The organism is Shewanella sp. NKUCC06_TVS (genome assembly GCF_019345515.1).
GTDB lineage: Bacteria > Pseudomonadota > Gammaproteobacteria > Enterobacterales > Shewanellaceae > Shewanella > Shewanella oncorhynchi.
The window spans coordinates 62823-86051 of record NZ_JAHKQX010000011.1 but is presented as its reverse complement, the minus strand read 5'-3'; the positions used below and the strand labels follow the sequence as shown (position 1 = coordinate 86051).

Sequence of the window (23229 nt, the reverse complement as noted above, 5' to 3'; positions counted from 1 at the left end):
TCATCGCCGCCATTTGAGTCGAAGGTTACTCGCCGACTTCCCATTTTACAGTAATGTTACCGTCCACTTGTCCAAGTGTTTTACCCAAGTAATCCATTAATTCAGTTGCGATTTCGTCTAACTGCCAAGGTGGATTGATGATCCATAATCCTGCCGCTGTCATGCCAAATTCATCTGAATCGGGCTTAATGGCTTGTTCAATTCTCAACTGACGTTTAATGCCACTGCTGGCGAGGCGCGATAACATACCTTCGGTCTGAGTGCGATTTACGACTGGATACCACAGGATAAACACACCTGTTGCAAAACGTTTGTGCGCTTTTATCAGGGTTTCGGCCACATCTTGGTAGTCGGTTTTCATCTCGTAGCTAGGATCGACTAGCACCAGAGCACGACGCTCTAATGGTGGTACTGCGGCGATAAGGCCTTTTAAACCATCACCTTTGATCACTTTAACTTGTCTGTCTTCACAGAAATAATCATCCAATAACACATAATCAGTGCTGTGCAGCTCGTGCAGCACCATGCGATCTTTAGGCCCTAGCTCCATGTCGATAATGGCGGGTGAACCTGGGTAGAAGTTGAGTTCGTCTGGATTTTCTTCATTAAAATGGCGCACGGCGGCGACATAGTCCTGCAGCGATTGTGGTAAGTCAGTTTTATCCCAAAGCTTAGCTACACCTTCGAGGTATTCACCGGTTTTCTGTGCAAATTCATCGCTTAAAGCATAACCACCCGCACCTGCGTGGGTATCGATATACACGAGTGGTTTGTCTTTCTTGTGCATCAGCTGCAAGGTTTGTAGCAAGATGGCGTGTTTCAACACATCGGCATAATTGCCAGCGTGATAACCATGGCGGTAACTTAACATGGGGTAATCCTAGTAATTTGCAAACATAGCAAAGAGAGGCAAATGCCAGTCGGCAATTATACCTGCGATGGTTCTAGGCGTAAATTTAATGCCTCAGTTGGCGCTCTTTTTATTGGCAAACCAATGTGTGGGGGTTTGCATTTGAAAGGTTTTCAGCCAGAGATTCGCTGGTGCGGGTTTACCGAATAAATAACCTTGAAATTGTTCGCATCCTAGCGCAGTGAGTTGCAATAACTGGGCTTCGGTTTCGATACCTTCGGCAATGACGTTGAGTTTTAAGCTCTTGGCTAACAGGATGGCGGCGTTAACAATTTGGGTATGGCGTTCACTAATGCCCATTTGACTGACAAAGTAACGGTCGATTTTAATTGTGTCGGCACTGATATCAATGAGCTGGCTTAATGAGGCATGGCCAGTACCAAAATCGTCAATGGCGATAGACACTCCCATACGAGCCAAGGTGTTTAAGCGTCGGCCTGTTTCTTTATGGGTTGAAAATACAGAGGTTTCAGTAATTTCAATTTCCAACAATGGGATGAGTTCAGGATGATTCATATAGGTTTGGATTAACACTTTAAAGAAGCGATCCGACAGAATATCTTGCCCAGATAAATTAAAGGCAATCCTGACCAGAGGTACATTTTTAGGCCAAGAACGGATCAGTTGTAGTAATTGCCTGAAGACTTTTATCGCAAAAATCGCCTGCAATTGAGATGACTCTATGATGGGGATAAAAGTGTTCGGCATGATCATAGTGCCGTCTTCGTCAAACATTCTGGCTAGCGCTTCAAAGCTAGTAATGTGGCCATTGGCCATCACTTTAGGTTGCAGCCACATTTCAAGGCGGTTGTGTTTCAGTGCGTCACGGATTCTGGCTTTTTGCGATGAAGCTTCGAGAAGATTGTTAATCAAACCAATGTAATACACCATCACTGGGCTAGCTTGGGTGGTTTGTTTTATGGCAATTAAACATTGCTCCGCGGCTTGCTGCGGTGAGGCTTTATTACCTGAGCTGCAACCGACTCTGCACTCGAGATGATATTCATTCTGTTGTTCTTGCTTAAGTTGTAGGTTTGTTGGAATACGCTCGCGTAATTGTAGCGCTAGGTTTTCAGGGGAGATAAGCGGCAGGCTAGTATACTCGAGTGCAAACGATGCTCCTCTAAATCGGTATATTTTTGCGATATGACCAAAGCGATTTTTGAGTTCAATAGCAAAGGCTTTTAGGATGGCATCTCCGACGCTGATACCGAAAGCAGCATTAATTTGGCTAAGATTATCAATTTTGATTAAGGCTACGGTCATTTCCTGATGGATCAAGCTTGGCGCTGGGTTATACCAGTGATTTTCGTTGGGTAATCCTGTCACTAAATCATAGAAATGCGTGCTGATGTGGTGTTTTTTAAGGCGACTCAGCTCAATCGCATGGTTTGCCTGTTCTGTGACATCGTGGCAGTGAAACAACAAAGTATCATGGTGCTGTAATGAGGCTTTTTGCAGCAGATATTTAGTGCTGTTATTGTTCTTTAAATGGGTCGGAAACGAGGCCGCCAGTAAATTCGTGCTGGTATCTTCGGTAAGTTCAAAAATGTCACATAGGCGAGTGCGGTTTAGTGTGACTTCTCCAGCGATTTCCCTCGCGGCATTATTCAGGTTGAGAATGACTCCATCCTCATTGCAGAAGAAAGAGGCTGTACCATTATTTTCAAAGATTTCAGCATATTGGTCTAATGTATGTTGCAGTGCATTTTGATGCTGGATCATTTGCTGCGCATGGATTTTCTGGGTTTTTAGCAGGCGCATTGCCGATAACGGGATACAGATATTAAAAAACATAAACAGCAAACCGTTTAGATAAGCGTGGGTCGCAGGTAGGCTGATATCAATATCGATAATGGGAGGCAGGTTTTGGTTACGCAGTAGCAGTAAAAAAGGCAATACGTTGAAACACATCATAATAAAAGCGACTTTTCTGCCAAACAGGAAAAGCGCCATCAAGGGCAAGGTATATAAGAAAGTAATACCTACCTGCGATAAGTTGAAGTCAGGGATAAACAACAGCATAGATAAACAGGCTGCAATAACCATCGCCAGCAGGCTGATAGAGCTGACGAGTAAATATTTGCGCGTAAACCATAAAGATAGGAATAGTACGGTTAAAAAACTGACCGTAATGCTGATAATGAAAGTGAGGTTTAACTCATACGCAATTAAAGAGCTATGCAGCACTATGCTAGTGGTCAAGATGGCGCCACTGAGCAGAATAATCCGCAATAAGCTGGTTTTTAATATCGTTTTGTCAGGATTTAAAAAATCTTGCTCCCTGATAAACAAAAAACCTTTTAGCCATTGAAGCAAAAAAAGTCCTTATCCCGTACGGAAGTCATGCAGGTTGGCTGGGGACGTAACATATAACATAAATCACTAAACTGTTATACAAATAGATTGCTGCCTTTATAAATCAGTACATTACAGTGTGATGCTTGTTTGAATTATTAAGGGCGTACTGAGACAAATTGGCTAAGACAGTGATGAGCTTGGTGATGTGTTTTGCTTACTAGCATATTCATAAACGAGATTTTTAGGCATAATGACCATCATTTTCGTTGGTTAGAAGACAGCCTGTGACCCCGATTTTTTTCAATCAGCAATACCCAACACTTGTGGATATTTGTGCACGTTGGCAACTCGTCTACGATGCAAATGCGACCTTCGAATTGCGTTTTGAATCAGATACGTTATCACTGCATAAACGCGATGAGCCTAAGCTCGATGGCATAGTGGTGGATTTTGTGACTGGCGCCGTCGCCCATAGACGTAAGTTTGGTGGTGGTCGTGGCCAATCTATCGCTAAAGCGGTGGGATTAAAGCAAGGGGTAACACCGAGTGTTGTCGATGGCACAGCGGGTTTAGGGCGCGATGCGTTTGTGCTCGCAAGCCTTGGTTGTAATGTAACTATGGTTGAACGTCATCCTGTGGTTGCGGCATTGCTTGAAGACGGTCTGCGCCGTGCTTATCAAGATGCTGAAATCGGTGATTGGATGCGTGAGCGGATGCGCCTATTTCATGGTTCTAGCTTAGAAGCACTATCGAAATTGGCACAAGAGGTGGATGTGGTTTACCTCGATCCTATGTACCCCCACCGTGATAAATCGGCCCTTGTTAAAAAAGAAATGCGTGTATTCCAATCCTTAGTCGGTGCCGATTTAGATGCCGATGGCTTGTTAGCCCCAGCTTTAGCCTTAGCAACTAAACGTGTCGTCGTTAAGCGCCCAGATTATGCCGAAGATTTGGACGGGGTTAAGCCTAATACGGTTATTGAAACCAAGAAAAACCGTTTCGATGTCTATGTAAAAGCTGCGATGAAATAGCGAAGATTTTTCTCATCGCGAACATTGTATGCTTTCTGTCGCTGAACCCATACACTGACATAGTGTACCCATAGTCTGACAAATTTAACTCATTCAATGACATAAAAGTGGCTTTTGTAATCATGTTACAAAAGCCATTTTCTTTAATATTAGTATGTTGAACAATTAATAACCCATAGATTGACAAAAAACTGCATGCCAGTACACTAAATGTACACTATTAGTTCGAATTATACTTATGTATATAAGAAGCTTACGTAAACCATCACCGAACAAAAACGTATTTAAATTCGCTAGCGCAAAAGTTAGCGAAACGATAATGTGTGAAAGTACACTGGAGTTTGATGCGTGCTTTCACCATGAATACAATGATTGTATAGAGGAGTTTGGTAGTCAGCCTGAAGGGTTTTATTACGATTTTGAGGGCAAAAGATTGCCCTATACACCTGATACAATAGTTCACTTTATTGATGGGACGGCAAAGTTCCACGAATACAAACCTTATAGTAAAACATTCGATCCAATCTTTAGGGCTAAATTTCTAGCAAAGAAGGCGGCTGCTCAGTCTTTGGGAGCAGATCTTATATTGATAACAGAACGACAAATCCGCGTAAATCCTATTCTAAATAACCTTAAAATTTTGCATCGATATTCGGGAGTTTACGGCTTGAGCGACATTCAAGTTGAACTGCTCAATCTTATAAAAAAAGCGGGGAAAATTAATGTTAACGATGTAGCTGTAAAGCAATCATTAGCATTAGGGGAAACCCGTTCACACTTGTATTCCCTTATGCATAAAGGATTGCTTAAGGCGAACTTAAGCCAAGATGATCTTAGTTGCAATCCTGCAGTATGGTGCATTTAATGATGGACTTCGAGGATGAATTTAGTGAGTCTGAATTAGTCAATAAACCCGACACCCCCATTCAATATGTGAAATTAGAGGATACAGTATTAGTCAAAAGAGACTTAGATACCTTTCCTGATTTTTTAAAAAACAAAGCACTGGATAAATACCAACTCATTGCCTTCATCGAAAAAACAATCACTGGTGGATGGACTCAAAAAAATCTAGACCCAATTCTTGATGCTCTTTTTACTACCTCCACGGACAAGCGGCCGAATTGGCGAACGTTAGTACGTTGGCGTAAAAGCTACATTGACAGTAACGGCGATGTTACGTCATTAGTCGCTAAGCGGCATAAAATGGGCAACAGAACGAGTCGAGTTAAGGGGGATGAAGCATTTTTTGAGCAAGCCCTAACTCGTTTTTTAGATGCTAAAAGGCCTAAAGTATCTACAGCATATCAGTACTATAAAGATGCCATCACAATTGAAAATGAGAGCATTGTTGATGGAAAAATTCCTATCATTTCTTATAAAAGCTTTAACCAAAGAATAAAGTCATTACCTCCTTATCCTGTTGCAGTGGCGCGGCACGGTAAATTTAGAGCAGATCAATGGTTTGCATATTGCTCATCCCATATTCCCCCAACGCGAATATTAGAACGGGTAGAAATTGATCACACTCCACTAGATCTAATCCTGATTGACGATGAATTATCTATCCCAATTGGCAGACCTTATTTAACTTTAGTTGTTGATGTTTTCAGCGGTTGCGTTTTGGGATTTCACTTAAGTTATCGAGCTCCTTCATATGTTTCAGCCGCAAAAGCAATAGTACATGCAATAAAATCCAAATCATTTGAAGGCCTTGGAATCGAGCTTAAAAATGAGTGGCCTTGCTTTGGCAAATTTGAAACCCTAGTTGTGGATAATGGAGCGGAGTTTTGGTCTAAAAGCTTAGAGCATGCATGTAAAGAGGCGGGAATTAACATTCAATATAACCCAGTTCGCAAACCTTGGTTAAAGCCATTTGTAGAACGTTTTTTTGGGATGATTAACGAGTGTTTTTTAACTGAGATACCAGGCAAAACCTTCCCCAACATCCTAGCAAAAGAAGATTTTAAACCTGAAAAAGATGCCATTATACGTTTTTCCACATTTGTCGAAGAATTCCATCGTTGGATTGTTGATATTTATCATCAAGATTCAGACTCACGTGAAACGCGAATTCCCATAAAACAGTGGCAACGCGGCTTTGATATTTTCCCGCCATTAAAGATGAGCGCAGAGGACGAACAACGATTTACTATGTTGATGGGGATTACTGATGAGCGAACTTTGACCAGAAATGGATTTAAATATGAAGAGTTGATGTATGACTCTACTGCTTTGGCCGATTACAGAAAGCGTTACCCACAAACTAAAGAAACCATCAAAAAAATCATTAAAGTCGACCCTGATGATCTATCGAATATTCATGTTTATCTTGAGGAATTAGGCGGTTACCTTAAAGTTCCCTGTACTGATAATAGTGATTATACCCACGGATTGAGCCTTCATGAGCATAAAGTGATTAAGAAAATTAATCGTGAGATTATTCGGGAAGGGAAGGATGATTTGGGATTAGCTAAAGCTCGTATGGCAATTCATGCTCGAGTAAAGCAAGAACAAGAAGCATTTATAGCATCTAAAACCAAAGCAAAAATTACAGCGGTTAAGAAACAGGCTCAGTTGGCTGATGTGAGTAGCACAGGCCAAAATACGATAAAAATGAAAAGTGATGATCAGAGCTTACTTTTACCTAATCAATCAGCAGCTAAACAAATCCATATTTTCGAAAACTGGGACGACGATTTAGAGGCTTTTGAATGAAGACATTAAGTCCTACTCAAATTGAAAAACTGGGTAAATTTAGCGGCTGTATTGTCATGCATCCTCAGTTGATAACCATTTTCAATGATTTTGATGAACTAAGGTTTAATCGAACTTTTCAATCAGATCAGCAATGTATGCTCTTAACGGGAGATACCGGAGTCGGCAAAAGCCATCTCATTAACCACTATAAAAAACAAGTATTAGCCAGCCAAAATTACGGACGTGAATCTATACCAGTTCTAGTTAGCCGTATATCTAGTGGCAAAGGATTAGATGCAACACTAACTCAGATGTTGATGGATCTTGAGCTGTTTGGAAGCCATCAAAGAAAGAAGCATGGCTATGCTACTGACTTAAGGAAAAAACTGGTTGATAACTTGGTTAAAGCCAAAGTTGAGCTGCTTATCATTAATGAGTTTCAAGAATTAATCGAGTTCAAAACAGTTCAAGAGAGACAGCTGATTGCAAATGCGTTCAAGTATATAAGTGAAGAGGCCAGAGTTCCTATTGTGTTAGTCGGTATGCCTTGGGCCGAACAAATTGCAGAAGAACCACAGTGGTCATCTCGCTTAGTGAGAAGAAGAAAGCTTGAATATTTTAGTCTTCAAAAAGACAGCAAGTATTACCGCCAATATCTGATGGGTTTAGCTAAGTACATGCCGTTTGCGGAGCCTCCCAAGCTGGAAGATAAGCATGTGGCAATTCCCTTGTTTGCAGCCTGTAGAGGTGAAAATAGGATTCTAAAACACCTTCTTTTAGAAGCATTGAAGAATGCGCTGCTCGCAGATGCTAACACGCTAGAAAATCAACATTTTGCTGATGCTTATACAACACTTTTCAATAGAACATCAGGGACAGTTTCAAATAATCCATTTACTCAACCAATAGAGGATATTCTGATTTCTGAAGTTTTTGAGCATTCTAGGTATAACTCAAATGCAATGTCAGCAGAAGACATGCTGATTGCTAGAGTATTTTCTAAACCACAAACCTTGGCTCAGCTACTGAGTAAATAATTGTCAAACATCCTAACGATTTGCTCTTTATATGAACCTAGCAATGCCAGATTGTAAGAGTTCTCTTCGTCAATGGCTGACTTATGTGAAGTGCTAGCATGCCCATTAGTATTGGATAATGAAAAACCTGACAGATCCACATGTAACTCATTACCTATATTCCCTTGGGTAGCCTCACTCGATGTTAATTGCGGTAACTCTAGGTCTAAATCCTGTGAGCCAGTCTGCTCGATAACCACTGATTGCTCTGGTAAATCTTGGTCAATTCGATAAGCAAACTCTGTCAGGTTTGTTTCAGCTAACGTGAATAACCAAGCTTGTTGAGTCTCATCTGAATTAACTCTTAATATTCGACCTAGCACTTGTCGGTAATGCATTTCAGTTTTTATTCGGCTCAAATGACAACATACTTGCAGCCGAGGGATATCAGTCCCTTCAGAAATCATCCCCACACTAACAATCCACTGGGTATTATTTTGTCGGAAGCCATCAATAATGCGGGAAGGATGCTTTAAGTTAGATGTCACGATACACGCGTTTTGCTTAAGATCAGAGACAAGGATTTGGAGTAATTGTTTAGCATGCTTAATTGACGCCGCAACAACTAAACCACCTGCATTCGGGTTACTCAGGCGTATTTCAGCTAATTTTTTAACGCTTTGATTCAACATATAATGCATTATTTGATGATGATTAATTAATGCCTGATAACTGTATCTTGGATCTAACAAGAGCTCAGCTATAGATGCAAATGTCTCAATCTCTTGATCAATTTCTAGTTTGATTTTGTTGTTATCAATTAAAACGATATTAGGCTGACGACAGACGTTATCCGCAATTGCCTGCTTTAATCCATAGCTAAAATCACAGTGGATTGTATTATCTGGTTCAGTGAATCGTGAAAGCACAATAGGGGCCTTATCTGAGCGCCAAGGTGTACCAGAAAGCGCTAACGTATATGCCGCATGATATTGAATATTTAGTAGTACCTCTTCTCCCCATGCATTGGCATTACTAAGAATATTGCCCTTTAGATGATGGACTTCATCCATGATCACAAACACTTTATGCGTTCGTAAGATCTGCCAAAACGCCTCAGTTAAGGAGGGCATGAACTGGTAGGTATAGACACTACCAATGGTACCCATTAGCCCGTCAAATCGCTTGTTCAGACGCTTTGAAAAGGTTGAGCGAATGCTGTCATTCACCTCTGATGATGGAGAGAAGCACAGCACAAAATCAATTTTCCCCATAGCAATCAGTCTTGCAGCTAGTTCTGCAGCCATAATAGTTTTACCAGCACCTGGCGTGGCTAAACACATAAAGTGACTTTGAGTTTGATATCGTGCCAACGCCGCATCAACGCATTGGCTTTGCCATTGTCTTAACTTCACAGTCATAGGCCTTTGAGGTCGTTAAGGCATGACTCTACAGCTTTAATCTTCCCCATCAATGTTGAACTTTGATTACGAGCATTCATGTATCTCGGATAAAGCCTGGGTTTCGAATTTGGGATCTCTTCAATGAGACGTTTAAACTCTTCCGCTTCCCCAATGTATCCAAGTAAATCAACTTGATATTGGTTGAGTGTAGCCTTAAGTTGCGTTAGTTCTTGTGAGTTTGCAGATGTGATAACTATTGCTTTTACCCGTGCGTTGCTGGGCACTAGCTGTGATTTATCGAACAGTGCTGATTTATAATAAACGTGCTTATTCCCCTGGTTTCTTTTCTCCAAAAATCCCACATTGACCAGCTTTGCACAAGCACGACGCACCAGCTGATCTATATCTTTTGGCGATACTGAAGAATTTGCCTCTATTATCAAGTTTTTTATCTGAGTAATAGTGAATTTTTCAAGCTCTACGGCAATGATAATACTAAACAAAATTTCATTTATACGGATTAATTTTATAGCCACGGTTTTTACCAATAGTTTTTAATTTCAATGCTTAACGAGCCACTCCATGACATTTTGTTACGCTTAAATCAACAGAGTCTTCATTGATAGGTAACTTGATATTACTTAGCTCAGATTAAATCTTGACAACAAGCCCTAAAAAGCTAAGGATTCCTTAGTATACCTTAAGTCAAAAAACTAAGACAATCTGAGTTATCAAAGGACAAATTATGTTGAAGCTGTGGCCGATAAAATTATCAATCCATTACCTCTCAGGCTCAAACAAGCTCGCATTGCTAAGGGGATTAGTCAAAAACAGCTGGGTATCCAGCTAGGTATGGAAGTGGGCACTGCGAGTGCGCGTATGAATCAGTACGAAAAAGGCAAGCATACACCTGACTACCAGACTTTAAAGGCTATCGCTGATGAATTAGGTGTGCCAGTCGCTTACTTTTTTTGTGAGTCGGAAAGCACGGCTAAATTGCTATGTTTACTTGAAAAAATGACAGAAGAAGAAAAGTCCAATTTGATAGAGCAAATCACAAAATCATAAAATAGTTGTGGTGATTTTTAGCTAGATTTGAATCTGTCCGTTTCTGGAGATAGCTCATCGTACTTCCGTTATTAGTGGGAGGTTATCGAAGTTGCGTAGGGCTGCCGTAACCGTGCTTCTATGCTGTTAAGCTAATTCTGTTAAGTAGCAAGTCAAGTAGGAAAAGGAAAATACCATATCTCAGTCGAAAGTTCTTAGCTGAGCTGATGTAGCTTTAAGTTTTCCCAAATAGAAAGATAGTAAGTACTGCCAAGGTGGTTAATTGTGAAAAATAAAGTTAAAGGCATTTCATTTGCAGCAGTTAAAGCTGCGGCATTCAAGGACCCAGTTGTTCTCGAAGCTTACTTGCTTGAAAAAGCCTCAGAATCAAATCGGATTGATATTGAATTGTTCATGACTAAGCTCAAGGTGGTTTTAAGTGATCTTCCTCAGAAGGATATTGAGGTGTGTGATTTGGCCAATGAGTTAGGAATTGTTTTGGCCTCAGTATTGGGTAATGAAAAACATACCGAAAAAGAGTGTCTTAAGGGGATTAGACATGGCTTTTCACTGACTAGAACGACATAATTTTTAGTCTACATATATGCTCATCAATATTAGCTCATCACTGTTGCATGTTTGGATCTTTCTGGTTTGTGCTTCAGACACGGATATTTACATTGTTCTTGAGTTTTTATTAGTAGTTTCCGTTTCGCTAATCTACGGTTATAACTCATTCTATGTGGTGGTTATACGCCTATTTTCCTTCTTCTTAATGCAAAGTTCCTCTTGTGGAGGCCGCTGGTAAATTTGCAACACAAAATGATTACCGCGCTACTCTCTTCAAAATAGAATGTAGGCTAGATTCACTTGCTTGCAACATTTTATAGTGTTATCAATAAACTAACTCTAAAATTTCAGTGAAATCGCATTATGAATGAGTCTCGTCTACAAACACTGTTTACCGTATTGCCAGTCATTTCTGCGGCATTGTATTTTATGGGAATTACGTATCATCAGAGTTATCTCGCGGTGTTTGGCCTTGATGATTCACAGTTCCCACTCGCATCAGATAAATCTCTAGTGTCTGGATTCCTTGCTTTGATGATATTTAGTTTCAAGCCAATGCTGTACGCGATAATAGCTGTTTGCACATTGGTTTTTACGGTGATTGTTACAGCAGTACTCTCTTCTTATCCAAAGGTTAAACATTGGCAATCTATTATTCTTGCCCGATTAGCTTCGTTAAAACTAAAAAATAGCCCTTCAGAAGCTATGCACAATCTCGTAGATAAGAGCACAATCATTTATGGATACAGTGTTGGTATCTTTTTATTGGTGCTTTCTTTTGTGTTAGTTACTGTTCTATCTGGAAAAATTGGCAAAGAACAGGCCGTTAAAGAAATAGGCCTGTTCAACGATAAGGTTGGGGCGTATGCCATGCTTCATTCAAAGTTGCTCCCAACCCCCATACGTGTGAAGCAGATCATCTGTAGTCCAATTCATTGTGCCTTTTGGCTTGGTAATGAGACCTTGGTTATTCGGCATGATAGTGTTGAGCGTGCTCTAATGTATAACCCCGCAATACAGGGGATGCAAAAAGAGAATTAATGGTGCGCGTTTTAATCGCCTCATGAGCTAAATGCGTATTAAATGTTAAGCCATATAGGAGAATGCGTATGTCGAAGAAGCCTTCTGGTATTTTTAACGAAACAAACTTCGTTTTCGGCTCAAAAAGTGATTTCAAGGACGCATATCCTGAAATTCAGGAGATGTTTATTCATGTTACAGAGTTAGAGAGCCTAATCTGGATGAAGGAACAGGTGACACATCATCTCACACTAGAGCGCCCCGGCGGTGAATACATTGATTGCACCAATCCATCATGTGAAGGTGGAGGTTTTTCAATGGGTAATATTTTACGTGAAGCGATAAGCGGCAAGAAAGAAAAAATAGAGAAAAATATAACCTGTCATGGTGCTGAAACATCAGGAAGACGGTGTATGCATGCTTTTAAAGTCAGTGGTTCTGTCAAGTACAAAGCTTAATAAAGCGCAACTATTCGTAATTCTTTTGTCGTCGTAATTCTTCGGTGTTATAGCGAGTTAAGGATGAAGAAAGATTTAAAACACGTATTCGTGCATCAGTTTCGGTGAAAATCTATGGCGGCCCTTTACCTTCACGATTAGGACTGAAGCAAAAGAATTCAATCTAGGGAGAGGATACCGTGCCGTATTTTCGTGACAACGCAAGTCTGTTGAGCCTCGTTCAGCAGCGGCAAGAGCCCAACGCGGGTTTCAGAACAGGCCAGTTAGGTGCTCTGCATGCCGTCTTGGCGCATTTTTCCGTGCAGGACGATCCGGCGTTGATCTGCCTGCCCACTGGATATGGCAAGACTTCATTGATGATGGCGTTGCCTTATTTGCTACGGGCAGACCGTGTCCTAATCGTTGAGCCTTCCGATGCGCTGAGGAAGCAAGTATTCTCACACCTTTCTGAAATGTCGACGCTTCGGCGTATCGGCGCACTTCCTGCTGACAGCCCCTTGCCGACTGTTTACTTGCATGTTGGTCGAATAGGCTCAGTTGATGAATGGCGGTTGTTGGAGCGCTATGATGTCATCGTCTCGACGCCAGCAAGCTCATCTCCCACTCTCGAACCAGCTTTTCCTGCAGATATGTTCGACCTTGTGATCTTCGATGAAGCGCACCATGCGCCTGCTCACTCATGGATCGGGTACCTCCAACACCTAACGGCAGCCAAGTTCGTATTCTTAACCGCAACGCCTTTTAGACGGGATAACTTGATTATCCCTGGCAAGATTGTCTATCGCTACCCGGTTACGAGGGCCATTGATGAGGGAGCGTTCGATCCTGTGACTTTTCGAGTGGCGCCTGTTGGAGACGAGCTGAACGAGGAAGAGATCGATCGTGCGATCGCACGAGTCGCTGTTGAACAGTTCAATGAAGACAAAGCAACCGGGTTCGACCATCGGTTATTTGTTAGGGCTTCCAGCATCCTTGCGGCTAAAAGTCTTGTGCCACTGTACCAAGAACTGGGCCTAGCCGTAGAGGCGATCAACAGCCGGCTTACGAAAAGACGACAGGACCAGATCGAGGCTAAGCTCAGGTCGGGCGAGCTGGAAGGAATCATTTGCGTTGACATGTTCGGCGAAGGATACGATTTCCCGAAGCTCAAGATCGCGGCCCTTCACGCCCCTCATAAGTCTTTAGTACCTACCATCCAGTTCATCGGTCGCTTCGCGCGCATAGATGAGACGACAGGACGCCCCACCCTCATCGCGCCGCTCTCTAGGATTGAGGAGGCCACCTCGTCCTTGCTTAGAGAAGGGGTGAATCTTGGCCAGATGATTGATGACGTAGCACATGCTCAGATCCAGGCCAATCTCGACGATCAGGCCTTCATGGACAGGCTACCTGTTCGCCAGCAGGCTGAGTCAGACTATGATGCGGTGACGCCTTTGTCGCTCAAACTTTATGCCCACGTTCGAGGGTTTCATTGTGACGAGGCCCCAGAGTTCTTGCGACTTGACTCTAACATAGGCCGTAATCTCCGAATCGTGAAGAGATGGGCAACGGAAGCTGGTGATATTTCTTTGGTGCTTACTGCTGACGAAACTCCGCCGAAGTGGATGGACTCGGACGCGCTAATGGACATACGACATGACGCGTTTCTGTTGATGTATTTTCCAGACTCTCGGATGTGCTTCATCGGATCAACGCGTAGGACAGAGAAGCTTTATCTCTCCATTATGGATAAGGTTTGCACTGGTGACACCCGGCCACTGAGCTACGAGGAGACAAGTCGGGCGAGGGCGGGGCTCGATGATGTTCGGTTCTACAACTTAGGCCTAAAAAGTTATGCCCTCAACTCCCGTGGTGAGACTTATCGCACGCTGACAGGTCCTCAAGCTGAACGAGTGGTTGATGTCGGTGACAGCAGGGCATACTCCCAAGGACACTTCTTTGGCAGCGGCATGAGCGGCAACAACAGGGAAACCATAGGCGCTAGCAGCAGCTCACGTATTTGGAGCAACCAGACGCTGTCCATTCCGGACTTCGTCGAATGGGTTGAAACGCTAAACGGCCGCATATCCGGCAATGCGGCTATCACTCAGACCAACCTGGACCTTGTCAGGGTCGCGACTCGGCTCGAACGCTTGCCGGATCAAGTCATCGCCGCTAACTGGCCGCAGGAAGGATTCAAAACAAACCCCCGGCTGCGCTATCGGGGTGAGCCTCAATGCCAGCAGTGCTTTTCACGGCTGGTAGAGTGGGAACTGCAGGGATTCCATACTGACCCTGATGCTGGGTGTATGACATTTTCGGTAGCGCATCTCGATGGTATTGTCGATATGTGCTATCGCCTTGGAGCTAGGCGGATGATCACTGTCGAGCTTCCCCAGGTCATGCTGGACGTCGAGTCAGCACATGATCAGTGGATGCCCCTCGCTGACTGGCTTTCAGAGTACAGTCCAACGTTTTACGCAGCGGACAAATCCTCGTTTGAAGGCGTGAATAAAATGGCACCGCCATTAGTTCAGGCGCTATCGCTGGCTCCAGGTGATACGCGCTCGATCGATTGGACAGGGTGTGAAATTGAACTCGAGTTTCTGCCTAACGATAACAGCCAGCGAACCCGAGAGCGGCGCGCCGCTCTCAACGGTTTAGCTACTGTTCAGGAGCACTTAGAGCAGCACCTCCTGACATTGCCTGATGTTAAAGCAATTTTTTACGACCACAGGACTGGCGAGGCTGCTGATTACATCTGTATCACCCGTAACGACCGTGATGAAGTCAGCGTCGACTTCTATCACTGCAAGGGTGCGGGGGGGGCAGCTAATGAAGGCCGGGTAGGGGATGTGTACGAAGTCGCTGGCCAACTGGTCAAGTGCGCTTACTACTGCGAGGTCTCTACATTGATTGGCCACATGAGGGCCCGGATGAATCCCGTGAGGCATGCCTCGCCTTCGTATTTTGTCACCGGGACGCTAGCGGAGGTTGAGGCGCTTCTCACCGCTACCTTGCCGACGAAGCTGAGCTTCTGTGTTATTGGGGTTCAGCCCGGTATTCGTCGGACTATGGTGAATGAGCGCCTGAGTGATCTCATGGCGTTTTGTATTGGTTATGCGAGGGGGGGAGGTACAGCTAAAGCCTACTGGCTCGTCAGTGAGTAGTCGCCAGGGCTGGTGCGAATTGCGACGCAATCCTGCTGTAATAGATGTATGGCGACAGGCTGATTTCAAGCAATATACGTCTGCTCAATTGTACGATAGAGCTGACCAAAGTTATCTGTGAGGCCGCACCATACTATTTCGTGAAGGTGTACGCTATTACAAGATAGGCGTAGATTTGATTGGTGTAGCGAGCAAGAAACATCGCCAATTAGACTTATTCAATCCACCAACTGTAAAGCCAGCGTTAATGCTTACACTCGATCACATTAACTGACGCTATGGTAGTGATACCTTGTTTATCGTGGCTCAAGGCATAGAGCAAAATGGGCAATGTGGAGAGATTTGTTGACGCCTCAATATACGGCTTAGTGGCGAAGTGTGCCGTGCATAAAGTGCTAATGAGGTTATGCCCCAAAGTTAGAGAACAATCGACCAGTCATCTCTAGACACTTAGTTGATATACAATTGAGTGATCCGAGGAGAGCCAAACTAGAAGGGAAGTATTTTTCTTAACTATCTGATTTGTATTCATATCTTAATTATGCTACAGGAAGTTTTGAATTGAAGATACTAAGCTATATAATATTGTGTCTTTGGTTTTGGTGGGTTTTGCTATGTACTTGAATGACGCCGATATTAGGCCAAGTTTGATTGATTTCTTAAGTTCTAAATCAAAAAAGCCAAGATGTATTTTGCAAGAGCTACATGTGCATCGTGGCAATGCTATTGCGGATGTTGTCACTATTCATTCGGAAGCTCATTGTTACGAAATTAAAGGTGATAAAGATAAGATTGATCGCTTGACTAGGCAGGGGGATTACTACAACAAAGTATTTAGTAAAATTACCCTCGTCACGACAGAACGTAAACTAAAAGAAGCATTAGAAAAGATCCCTACATTCTGGGGGATTGTCGTTTCACATGAGGTTAGAGGTACAATTAAGTTTAAACATGTACGAAAAACTAGTACTAATCCTTTTTTTGACAAAGAACTCGCATTAGCAACTCTGTGGAAGAGTGAGCTAACAAACGTAAATGAAGAACTAAATCTGGACATACCTGAAAAAATAAACAAGCGAGATTTTGCTTTAGAGCTTTCGGAACGGATGAATAAGATTCAAACAAATCGATGGATTGCAGAATCACTTGTTTCTCGGTTGGCTTAAAGGGGCTAGGCGTGTTTTCATTTTATAGCAAAGGGGAAGAAATGCCCCTTTGCTATACGTTACGCAGGGTAATCATTAATCATATATGTCATATGAGCATTTATCAGATACTTTCCTATCGAATGAGGTAATGCGTCAGTTCCAACACTTCGAGATTTCTCTTCTAAATACTTATCACCAACAGAGTAATTTTTCTTGCGGAAGAAGGCGTAAGTGACAAGTTTTTTACACATGTCGTCATATTGCTTTGCCCCTCTAGGATGAGTTTCTATAGCGCCACCACGAAGAAAATGATATTTGTCATTGTAGGAATATATGATTTTAGGAGTCATCACTTTCCTCAAAGCACTTTTAGGTATGTTCACATCGGAATAATTTGGTGAAATAACAGTGTAGTCACCAAATCCCAATTCCAAAGAAATTTTTTGACCTACTAGATCAAACACTTTGCATTCGACTCTAGACAGGGTTTCTTCTGTGGAAACAGAAAGTATCTCTGCAATTGATGCGTGAATTGAAGAACCAGTTATTACAATCTTATCAAAGCTGTGATGCTGTGTTATCGACGTAATAAACATAATCAGCCTGTTAGATAGTTCAACAGGATCTGATTTTATACAGAGTCTACAATCTAGAATTAAATGAAGCTTATCGAAATTTCCTATCATATCAGATATCAAGTCTGAAATTTCATCTTCAATAAGAGTGTAACTCACGAAGTCATCTTGATTTAAGCGGATCGCTACAGTGTCACTGATAACTAATGAGCTGAGCACTGAGTTATTTCGAGTAACCGTACGATCAAGCCCGACAACCGGGATGAAATCGATCTTCTGGAAGGTATCGATTAGAAAATCATAAACGATAGACCCTTGTATCCGGATTGAATCGTCAATGTCGTAGTCATCTATATAAAAGCCATTAGCGTTTTTAAAATTAAGCTCGTACTTTCGTGCACCTTTTGTTATGGTATTTTCGAGGTCATCTGCAGTGATATCATTCTTTGTAGCTAAATCAAAGAATGGTGTTATAGAGCGGAGTTCTGAGTCTTTAAGTGCTTTCAATGCACCAATTTCAGCGACTTTAAACTTCAAGAACGGTGTATAATTATTCACTGAATAATATCTCCCTCGTATCGATACCATTAGTTAACGAGCTTAGTTTTCTATAGTCATTGATTTCATGCTGAATGCGTCCAGCAACAATCGCTGGATGTACGTTGTTTTTTTCAGCAAATCTGATAACAGATTCTGCCTTGAGATCTCGTCGAGCTGCACATGTTCTCCAAATGTTTCGTGGAATGAGAGAATCAAGAGCAAGTTTGTCTGCTTCTAACTCTGTTAATTCCTCACTTTTTGAATCTAAATCATCAATGATGTAACTATCTAGTTGATCGTAATGTAAAGCTATATGAGAGAGTTCATGCATTAGAGTGAACCAAAAGTTATCTAAGCGATTATGACGTAAGCTTATTGCGATAACCGGATTACCGCTATCTAACTTAAATACTGCACCATCTAACTTTAAACCTGCAACCGACGGTTCAACAATCAAAATAATTCCTTTTTCAGATAAATCTTTTTCTAAATTTCTAATATAGCTTGGATCAGCATTACCTCTGGCAATGCTTTTTAGATCAGCCTTAGATAACCCAGTGAAGTTAGGAAGTTTATTAAAATCACAATATAGATAAGCCAGATTTTTAACCTTACTTAACCAAAAGTTTACTAATGCATCTTTTGAAGAGTCTGATTTCCTAAAAAGTAAGTTATTACTTTTTTGAAAGTGAACTTCTTTAAACAGATTTAACTGTACTAAGTTTTTATCCTGCTTAAGCTTCTTTGGTAACTGCTCTAGTTGTGCTTGGCTTTCTAGGTATGATTCAAATATAGCCTTACTATCAGTTTTTGAATCAGCTTTTCCATTTATGATTAAGGAGTCAAAATTGCAGTCACTCATGCTGTCGCTCCTAGAAAATTAGCTTTTTTCAATTCAGGCATCTCAAAGTAACCTAAACCCGATTTATCGTACATTTCAAAACGCTTCATACCAATTTTTTGATAGTAACCTTCTGCCTTTGGTAAAGAATGTAACGAAAAGCCTTTTGTTATACCTAGCTCAGATTCTGCGTACGAAATTACGGTCTTCAAAAGTAGTGAACCAATACCTTTAAAGATTTGATTGCTTATGTGGTTCGGGCGATTCCAAGGGGCAACAGCTAGAAACTCAATGTAGAAAATTGTATCTGCTGTATCGACCGATATTTTAGGATGGTATACGAGACAAGCACCTTGAGGCTTACCATCTGCTATGAAAAAGAACCAGTTGTATTGTTCGCTATGATAATACTTATGCTTTGTAAGCCAATTCCAGTGAGCATCCTCAAGTTGAGAGCTATCAAGAAGTTTCTGTTGCAAGGAAGAGTCAGATTGTCGTATGAACTCGAGAAGCTCCATATTGAAGTTGCCCCACTCTTGATCACATTGCATAGCTAGTCCGATGTCCCAACCTTGAACGATCTCGTAAGTATGTGTACATCCATCATCAGAAGTAATGTTGCCTGAGCTGATATTGTTGAGTGGTTTGTAGCCAGTTTGGCCTGCTTCCAATAACTTTCTAAGATCTTCAACAGTCTTCATTTAAAACGCTCTGAATTACCAAGAGAATTACATACTAGCGTAATAAATTGCATCTACCTAGTCATACAAAGAGTAAGGAGTTTAAAGGTTAATTTAGCTCTCACTTTTCAACCCCCTTACTTAGTTAAATATTATTAGTTCAACTACACCTATAGTAGTCGTAGGGCAAAACAGGTCGAGTGTCATTTAAGACAAACACAACTGGGCCAAGTATAGCTAAAATTCGGTATGTATATTGTTTAAAAGTACAGGTATGTCTTTTATCTGAAATCCGAAACCAATGAGTTAGAGTAAAAGATCTATCAAGGTGTTGCCCCAAATCAAATGAACTAGGCCAGCTCGCATTCGCCCCAAAGTGATCTTAACTTAGAAGTATGCTGTAGGCACTATGGTAACAACAAAGAATCATTACTCACCATTTGCTATTTTTATGTAACTGTTTTATTTATACTGCTAAGGATTTCTTAGTTTTTGGTGAGTGATGGCATTTTTATTTTCCCCTAGAGCAAGAGCATTCATTGATGAGTCGCTTGAAAGTTATTTGCTTCGAATCGTTTCAGAGAACTTTTTTGATTCTTACCAGCAGCTCAGCTTGGCGATCAGAGAAGAGCTACATGAGCTCGATTTTGAGGCACATGGGGCTTTCCCTATCGAGCTAAAACGCCTCAATATTTATCATGCTAAGCACAATAGCCACTTTAGAATGAGGGCATTGGGTTTACTTGAATCCCTTCTTGGTTTACCCCCCCATGAACTCGAGAAAATAGCCCTATTTAGATCGAACAGAGTTTTTATTGGGTCTAGCGTTGCAGTGCATCGTAATGGTATCGATATGCCTTTAAGTTTTATCCGTTATGCAAATGAGGATGATGTTGAGAGTGTGCCCGTTTGCCCTGAGTGCTTAAAGGATGAGCCTTATATTCGGCAAGTTTGGCATTTAAAACCATATGCTGCCTGTACCAAGCATGAGTGTGCGTTGATCCATCATTGCCCCGAATGCAAAGCGCCGCTCAACTATATTGAGAATGAATCAATTGGCTATTGTTCCTGTGGATTTGAGCTTTCAAAAGCAGAAATTGTTCGCGCTAAACAGACAGATCTCATGTTAGCGAGGAGCCTTATTGGTGGTGATGTTACCTCTACAAATCAGCTTCTTCATGAAGTATCTGCGACTCATCGGCTTGCGGCTCTACTTTGGTATCAAAAGCGTTATTGCAAAAGTAAAGAAGCTTCTTTTAGCGATGCGGTGGAGTATTTTGATAACTGGCCAGAAAACCTTTATCAAGAACTGCATAAACTGACGCAAGGCGCTGAATTAAGGCTGATAAAGCTATTTAACCACACTGCATTTCGATTTATTTATGGTGAGTTAATTCTGCATTCTCGCTGTCTGTATCCAGAGGATAAAGACCCACATTTTATCTATGTTGCATTAATGCGTTATTTGCAAAGATTGGTTGAGCTACATCCAAAATCGAAAAAGCCTAATGTGGCCGATACGCTAGTGTCAGTTGCAGAAACATCGGTTTTACTGTCAACAACCCAAGAGCAAGTTTATCGGCTTCATCAAGATGGGATATTAACGTCGGCGTTTAGGCAAAAAATGAAGCAGAGGATTGACCCACATATTGGTATTTTTTATTTAAGGCAAGTGATCGAGTATAAAAGCAGCTTCGGCAGTGATAGACAGGGGATGTACTTATCGGCATGGTAAAGAATTTACATTTGCGAGAACTGCTAGATATTGAAGATGTTCAAGCACGTTCGGCAGCGTTGAGGCGTGCATTTGCTGCTTATACAGAACCGTTAGATGTGACTGGCGAGGAAAGCTCTGCCCTAATTATTTTGCTTAATCTTACCTATCCGAAAAAGTTGGTGGATGACTTACTCGATAAAAGGTTAGCTATAACAACTGTTAACAACCAAACCCATATTGATGTTTGCATTGACGAAGTACAATGGCTGCATACCCATAATCTCAAGTACCCAGATATTCGGGTCAGTAAACAAAGGCTCGTTGCCTCCAGTCCTCAAGTACATCCCAATATGTTGAGTAGCGCTAATTGCCAGCGTACTTTAGGGTGGTCTCATGACAGTGCTAAAGTCAATTTTGCCAAGCTGTTTGGCTGCCAGTTTATTTGGCAAGGTAAAGTAACTTGCCTTGCAACATTAATGTGTGAAGCACCAAAACACTGGAAAGAGGCTTTTCAAGAACTTGGCATGCCTGTTAAACAGTTTATGAATATTTGCGGCAGGGTGAAGCATTTTTTACCCGCGCAGTTAAGCCCAGATAAAGTCGATAAATACTCCGTACAGGTCCGAATGCCATTCCGTGATGGATATATAGCGATTACCCCCGTTGTAAGCCATGCACTTCAGTCTGAACTCCAGCAAGCAGCAATCAAAAAACAGGGCCGATATACCAATCTTGAGTTTATTCGTCCTGCGGCAGTCAGTGAGCTAGTCGCATCTCTTGGCGGTAATGCTAAAGCCCTGAATTATCCGCCTCGTATTAATAAAAAAACTCACGGATTAGGCAACAATTTACTGGCTAGGGTCTTATCTGGTCAGGATGTATTGAATCAAAATGTATTGTCACAGGCTCGATTTGTGAGGGTATTGGATGAACTGTTATCGAGTGAATCTGCATTGGCGTTAAAGCAACGCAGGCAACAAAAAGTCGCCAATCTTAGACAGATAAGAACGATGTTATCTGAGTGGCTTGCGCCAATGTTGGAATGGCGATTAGAGGTTAAAGAGGGGCTGATTCTTCTTAGCGAGCTTGAGCCTATTAATGGCTCATTAGAGTATCAGTTTTTAACCTTTGAGAATGAGCTATTACCTGAATTGCTGCTGCCGCTGTTCGGCAGATTGAATTCGGTGATGTCGCATTCTGCAACGATAAGTCAGTATGCCTTTCATCAGAGACTGATGCCCCTTCTTCGAAATAGCTTGAAATGGTTGTTAACTCATTTGGCTTATAAAGAACTTTTGCTACAAAAAGATGCTGAGGATGAGCATTTCCAGCGATATTTACATTTGAAAGGTATTCGAGTGTTTGATGCCCAAGCTTTATCTAATCCGTATTGTGTTGGCATTCCATCCCTCACTGCTGTTTGGGGAATGATGCATAACTACCAGCGGCGATTAAACGAAGGCTTGGGTACTCAGCTTAGATTAACCTCATTTTCGTGGTTTATTCGCCAGTACTCATCTGTCTCGGGCAAAAAACTGCCTGAGTACGGCATGCAAGGAGCGAAAGAGAATCAATTTAGGCGAGCTGGGATAATTGATAATCGACATTGTGATTTAGTGTTTGATCTTGTCATTCACATTGATAGTTATGAAGACGACTTAGCTATCTTAGATAATCAAACTGAAATGTTGAAAGCAAGTTTTCCGGCGAACTTTGCCGGTGGAGTAATGCATCCTCCCGAGTTAGATGCTGTTGATGCGTGGTGTCAGCTTTATCAATCCGAAGCTGAACTTTTTTCAATATTGAAAAGACTGCCTATGTCAGGAAAATGGATTATGCCGACTAGATATTCAATGGGTAATATTAGTGATCTTCTGTTTTTGTTGGATAAAAATTCATCGCTGTGTCCCACTATGGTTGGCTATTTACCATTAACTGAACCCGTTAGCCGAGTCGGTAGCCTAGAGCCTTTACATTGCTATGCTGAACCAGCGCTTGGCGTAGTTGAGTGTGCATCGGCAATTGAGATAAGGTTACAGGGGCAAATAAACTATTTTAAGAGAGCGTTTTGGATGTTAGAGGCAAAAGAGCATTCAATGCTGATGAAACGGATTTAAGGAAGG

General features: G+C 41.8%; 19 protein-coding genes and 1 pseudogene. 13 read left to right on the top strand and 7 right to left on the bottom strand.

All coding sequences use genetic code 11. From position 1 onward, the window contains the following. Window positions 1-25: 25 nt before the first annotated feature. Both rlmJ and KO531_RS13530 read right to left on the bottom strand, forming a co-directional pair. Window positions 26-871 (bottom strand): 23S rRNA (adenine(2030)-N(6))-methyltransferase RlmJ, encoded by an 846-nt coding sequence (gene rlmJ, locus KO531_RS13535; RefSeq protein ID WP_219251423.1) that lies wholly within the window; start codon window positions 869-871, stop codon window positions 26-28. Between the two features lie 93 nt (window positions 872-964). Further along, window positions 965-3229 (bottom strand): bifunctional diguanylate cyclase/phosphodiesterase, encoded by a 2265-nt coding sequence (locus tag KO531_RS13530; protein ID WP_219251422.1) that lies wholly within the window; start codon window positions 3227-3229, stop codon window positions 965-967. Between the two features lie 266 nt (window positions 3230-3495). Between KO531_RS13530 and KO531_RS13525 the strand changes: the two genes are divergently transcribed. The 4 genes from KO531_RS13525 (at window position 3496) to KO531_RS13510 (ending at window position 7979) form a co-directional block, all read left to right on the top strand. Beyond that, on the top strand, window positions 3496-4242 hold the full coding sequence (locus KO531_RS13525) for a class I SAM-dependent methyltransferase (RefSeq protein WP_131524452.1): 747 nt from the start codon (window positions 3496-3498) through the stop codon (window positions 4240-4242). A gap of 319 nt (window positions 4243-4561) precedes the next feature. Further along, window positions 4562-5107: a TnsA endonuclease N-terminal domain-containing protein gene (locus KO531_RS13520; RefSeq protein WP_251068953.1), complete on the top strand. Its 546-nt coding sequence runs from the start codon at window positions 4562-4564 to the stop codon at window positions 5105-5107. Beyond that, window positions 5107-6960: a Mu transposase C-terminal domain-containing protein gene (locus KO531_RS13515; RefSeq protein ID WP_219251421.1), complete on the top strand. Its 1854-nt coding sequence runs from the start codon at window positions 5107-5109 to the stop codon at window positions 6958-6960. Before KO531_RS13520 ends, KO531_RS13515 begins: the two co-directional genes overlap by 1 nt. Further along, window positions 6957-7979, top strand: a complete 1023-nt coding sequence (locus KO531_RS13510) for a TniB family NTP-binding protein (RefSeq protein WP_088212920.1) — start codon at window positions 6957-6959, stop codon at window positions 7977-7979. Before KO531_RS13515 ends, KO531_RS13510 begins: the two co-directional genes overlap by 4 nt. Here the strand turns inward: KO531_RS13510 and KO531_RS13505 are convergent. Together KO531_RS13505 and KO531_RS13500 are read right to left on the bottom strand one after the other, a co-directional pair. Further along, window positions 7961-9373, bottom strand: coding sequence for a DEAD/DEAH box helicase family protein (locus tag KO531_RS13505; RefSeq protein ID WP_219251420.1), 1413 nt, complete (start codon window positions 9371-9373; stop codon window positions 7961-7963). The two genes, KO531_RS13510 and KO531_RS13505, sit on opposite strands and share 19 nt — an antisense overlap. Window positions 9374-9375: 2 nt before the next feature. After that, on the bottom strand, window positions 9376-9897 hold the full coding sequence (locus KO531_RS13500) for a hypothetical protein (protein WP_219251419.1): 522 nt from the start codon (window positions 9895-9897) through the stop codon (window positions 9376-9378). Between the two features lie 220 nt (window positions 9898-10117). On the opposite strand from KO531_RS13500, the gene KO531_RS13495 reads away from it, so the two are divergent. The 7 genes and pseudogenes from KO531_RS13495 (at window position 10118) to KO531_RS13470 (ending at window position 16771) form a co-directional block, all read left to right on the top strand. Beyond that, window positions 10118-10429: a helix-turn-helix transcriptional regulator gene (locus KO531_RS13495; RefSeq protein ID WP_088213000.1), complete on the top strand. Its 312-nt coding sequence runs from the start codon at window positions 10118-10120 to the stop codon at window positions 10427-10429. A 264-nt stretch (window positions 10430-10693) separates the two neighbouring features. Further along, entirely contained in the window at window positions 10694-10996 is a 303-nt protein-coding gene (locus KO531_RS13490) for a hypothetical protein (RefSeq protein WP_219251418.1), read from the top strand. Window positions 10997-11341: 345 nt separating this feature from the next. Next, window positions 11342-12019: a hypothetical protein gene (locus tag KO531_RS13485; protein ID WP_088213001.1), complete on the top strand. Its 678-nt coding sequence runs from the start codon at window positions 11342-11344 to the stop codon at window positions 12017-12019. Between the two features lie 68 nt (window positions 12020-12087). Then, window positions 12088-12456, top strand: a complete 369-nt coding sequence (locus tag KO531_RS13480) for a hypothetical protein (protein WP_219251417.1) — start codon at window positions 12088-12090, stop codon at window positions 12454-12456. 179 nt (window positions 12457-12635) lie between these two features. Then, complete coding sequence (locus tag KO531_RS13475; RefSeq protein WP_088213003.1) at window positions 12636-15605, top strand: DEAD/DEAH box helicase family protein; 2970 nt, start codon at window positions 12636-12638, stop codon at window positions 15603-15605. Window positions 15606-15691: 86 nt separating this feature from the next. Continuing rightward, a pseudogene (locus KO531_RS22430) lies at window positions 15692-15974 on the top strand (DUF4113 domain-containing protein); the annotation flags it as partial. 245 nt (window positions 15975-16219) lie between these two features. Further along, entirely contained in the window at window positions 16220-16771 is a 552-nt protein-coding gene (locus KO531_RS13470) for a sce7726 family protein (protein WP_140418348.1), read from the top strand. A 59-nt stretch (window positions 16772-16830) separates the two neighbouring features. On the opposite strand, the gene KO531_RS13465 is transcribed toward KO531_RS13470, so the two are convergent. From KO531_RS13465 to KO531_RS13455, 3 genes are read right to left on the bottom strand one after another with little or no spacing between them, the layout of a single operon-like run. Next, a complete protein-coding gene (locus KO531_RS13465) occupies window positions 16831-17886 on the bottom strand; it encodes a beta family protein (protein ID WP_088213004.1) in 1056 nt (351 codons plus the stop codon). After that, the gene (locus KO531_RS13460) at window positions 17879-18730 is read right to left on the bottom strand and encodes an ImmA/IrrE family metallo-endopeptidase (protein WP_088213005.1); all 852 of its coding nucleotides are present in this window, start codon (window positions 18728-18730) and stop codon (window positions 17879-17881) included. The genes KO531_RS13465 and KO531_RS13460 overlap by 8 nt, the downstream gene beginning before the upstream one ends. Beyond that, window positions 18727-19410, bottom strand: a complete 684-nt coding sequence (locus KO531_RS13455) for a GNAT family N-acetyltransferase (RefSeq protein WP_088213006.1) — start codon at window positions 19408-19410, stop codon at window positions 18727-18729. The genes KO531_RS13460 and KO531_RS13455 overlap by 4 nt, the downstream gene beginning before the upstream one ends. Window positions 19411-19891: 481 nt before the next feature. On the opposite strand from KO531_RS13455, the gene KO531_RS13450 reads away from it, so the two are divergent. Further along, window positions 19892-21124 (top strand): TniQ family protein, encoded by a 1233-nt coding sequence (locus KO531_RS13450; RefSeq protein WP_088213007.1) that lies wholly within the window; start codon window positions 19892-19894, stop codon window positions 21122-21124. After that, on the top strand, window positions 21118-23223 hold the full coding sequence (locus tag KO531_RS13445; protein WP_219251416.1) for a type I-F CRISPR-associated protein Csy2: 2106 nt from the start codon (window positions 21118-21120) through the stop codon (window positions 23221-23223). Before KO531_RS13450 ends, KO531_RS13445 begins: the two co-directional genes overlap by 7 nt. Window positions 23224-23229: the final 6 nt, after the last annotated feature.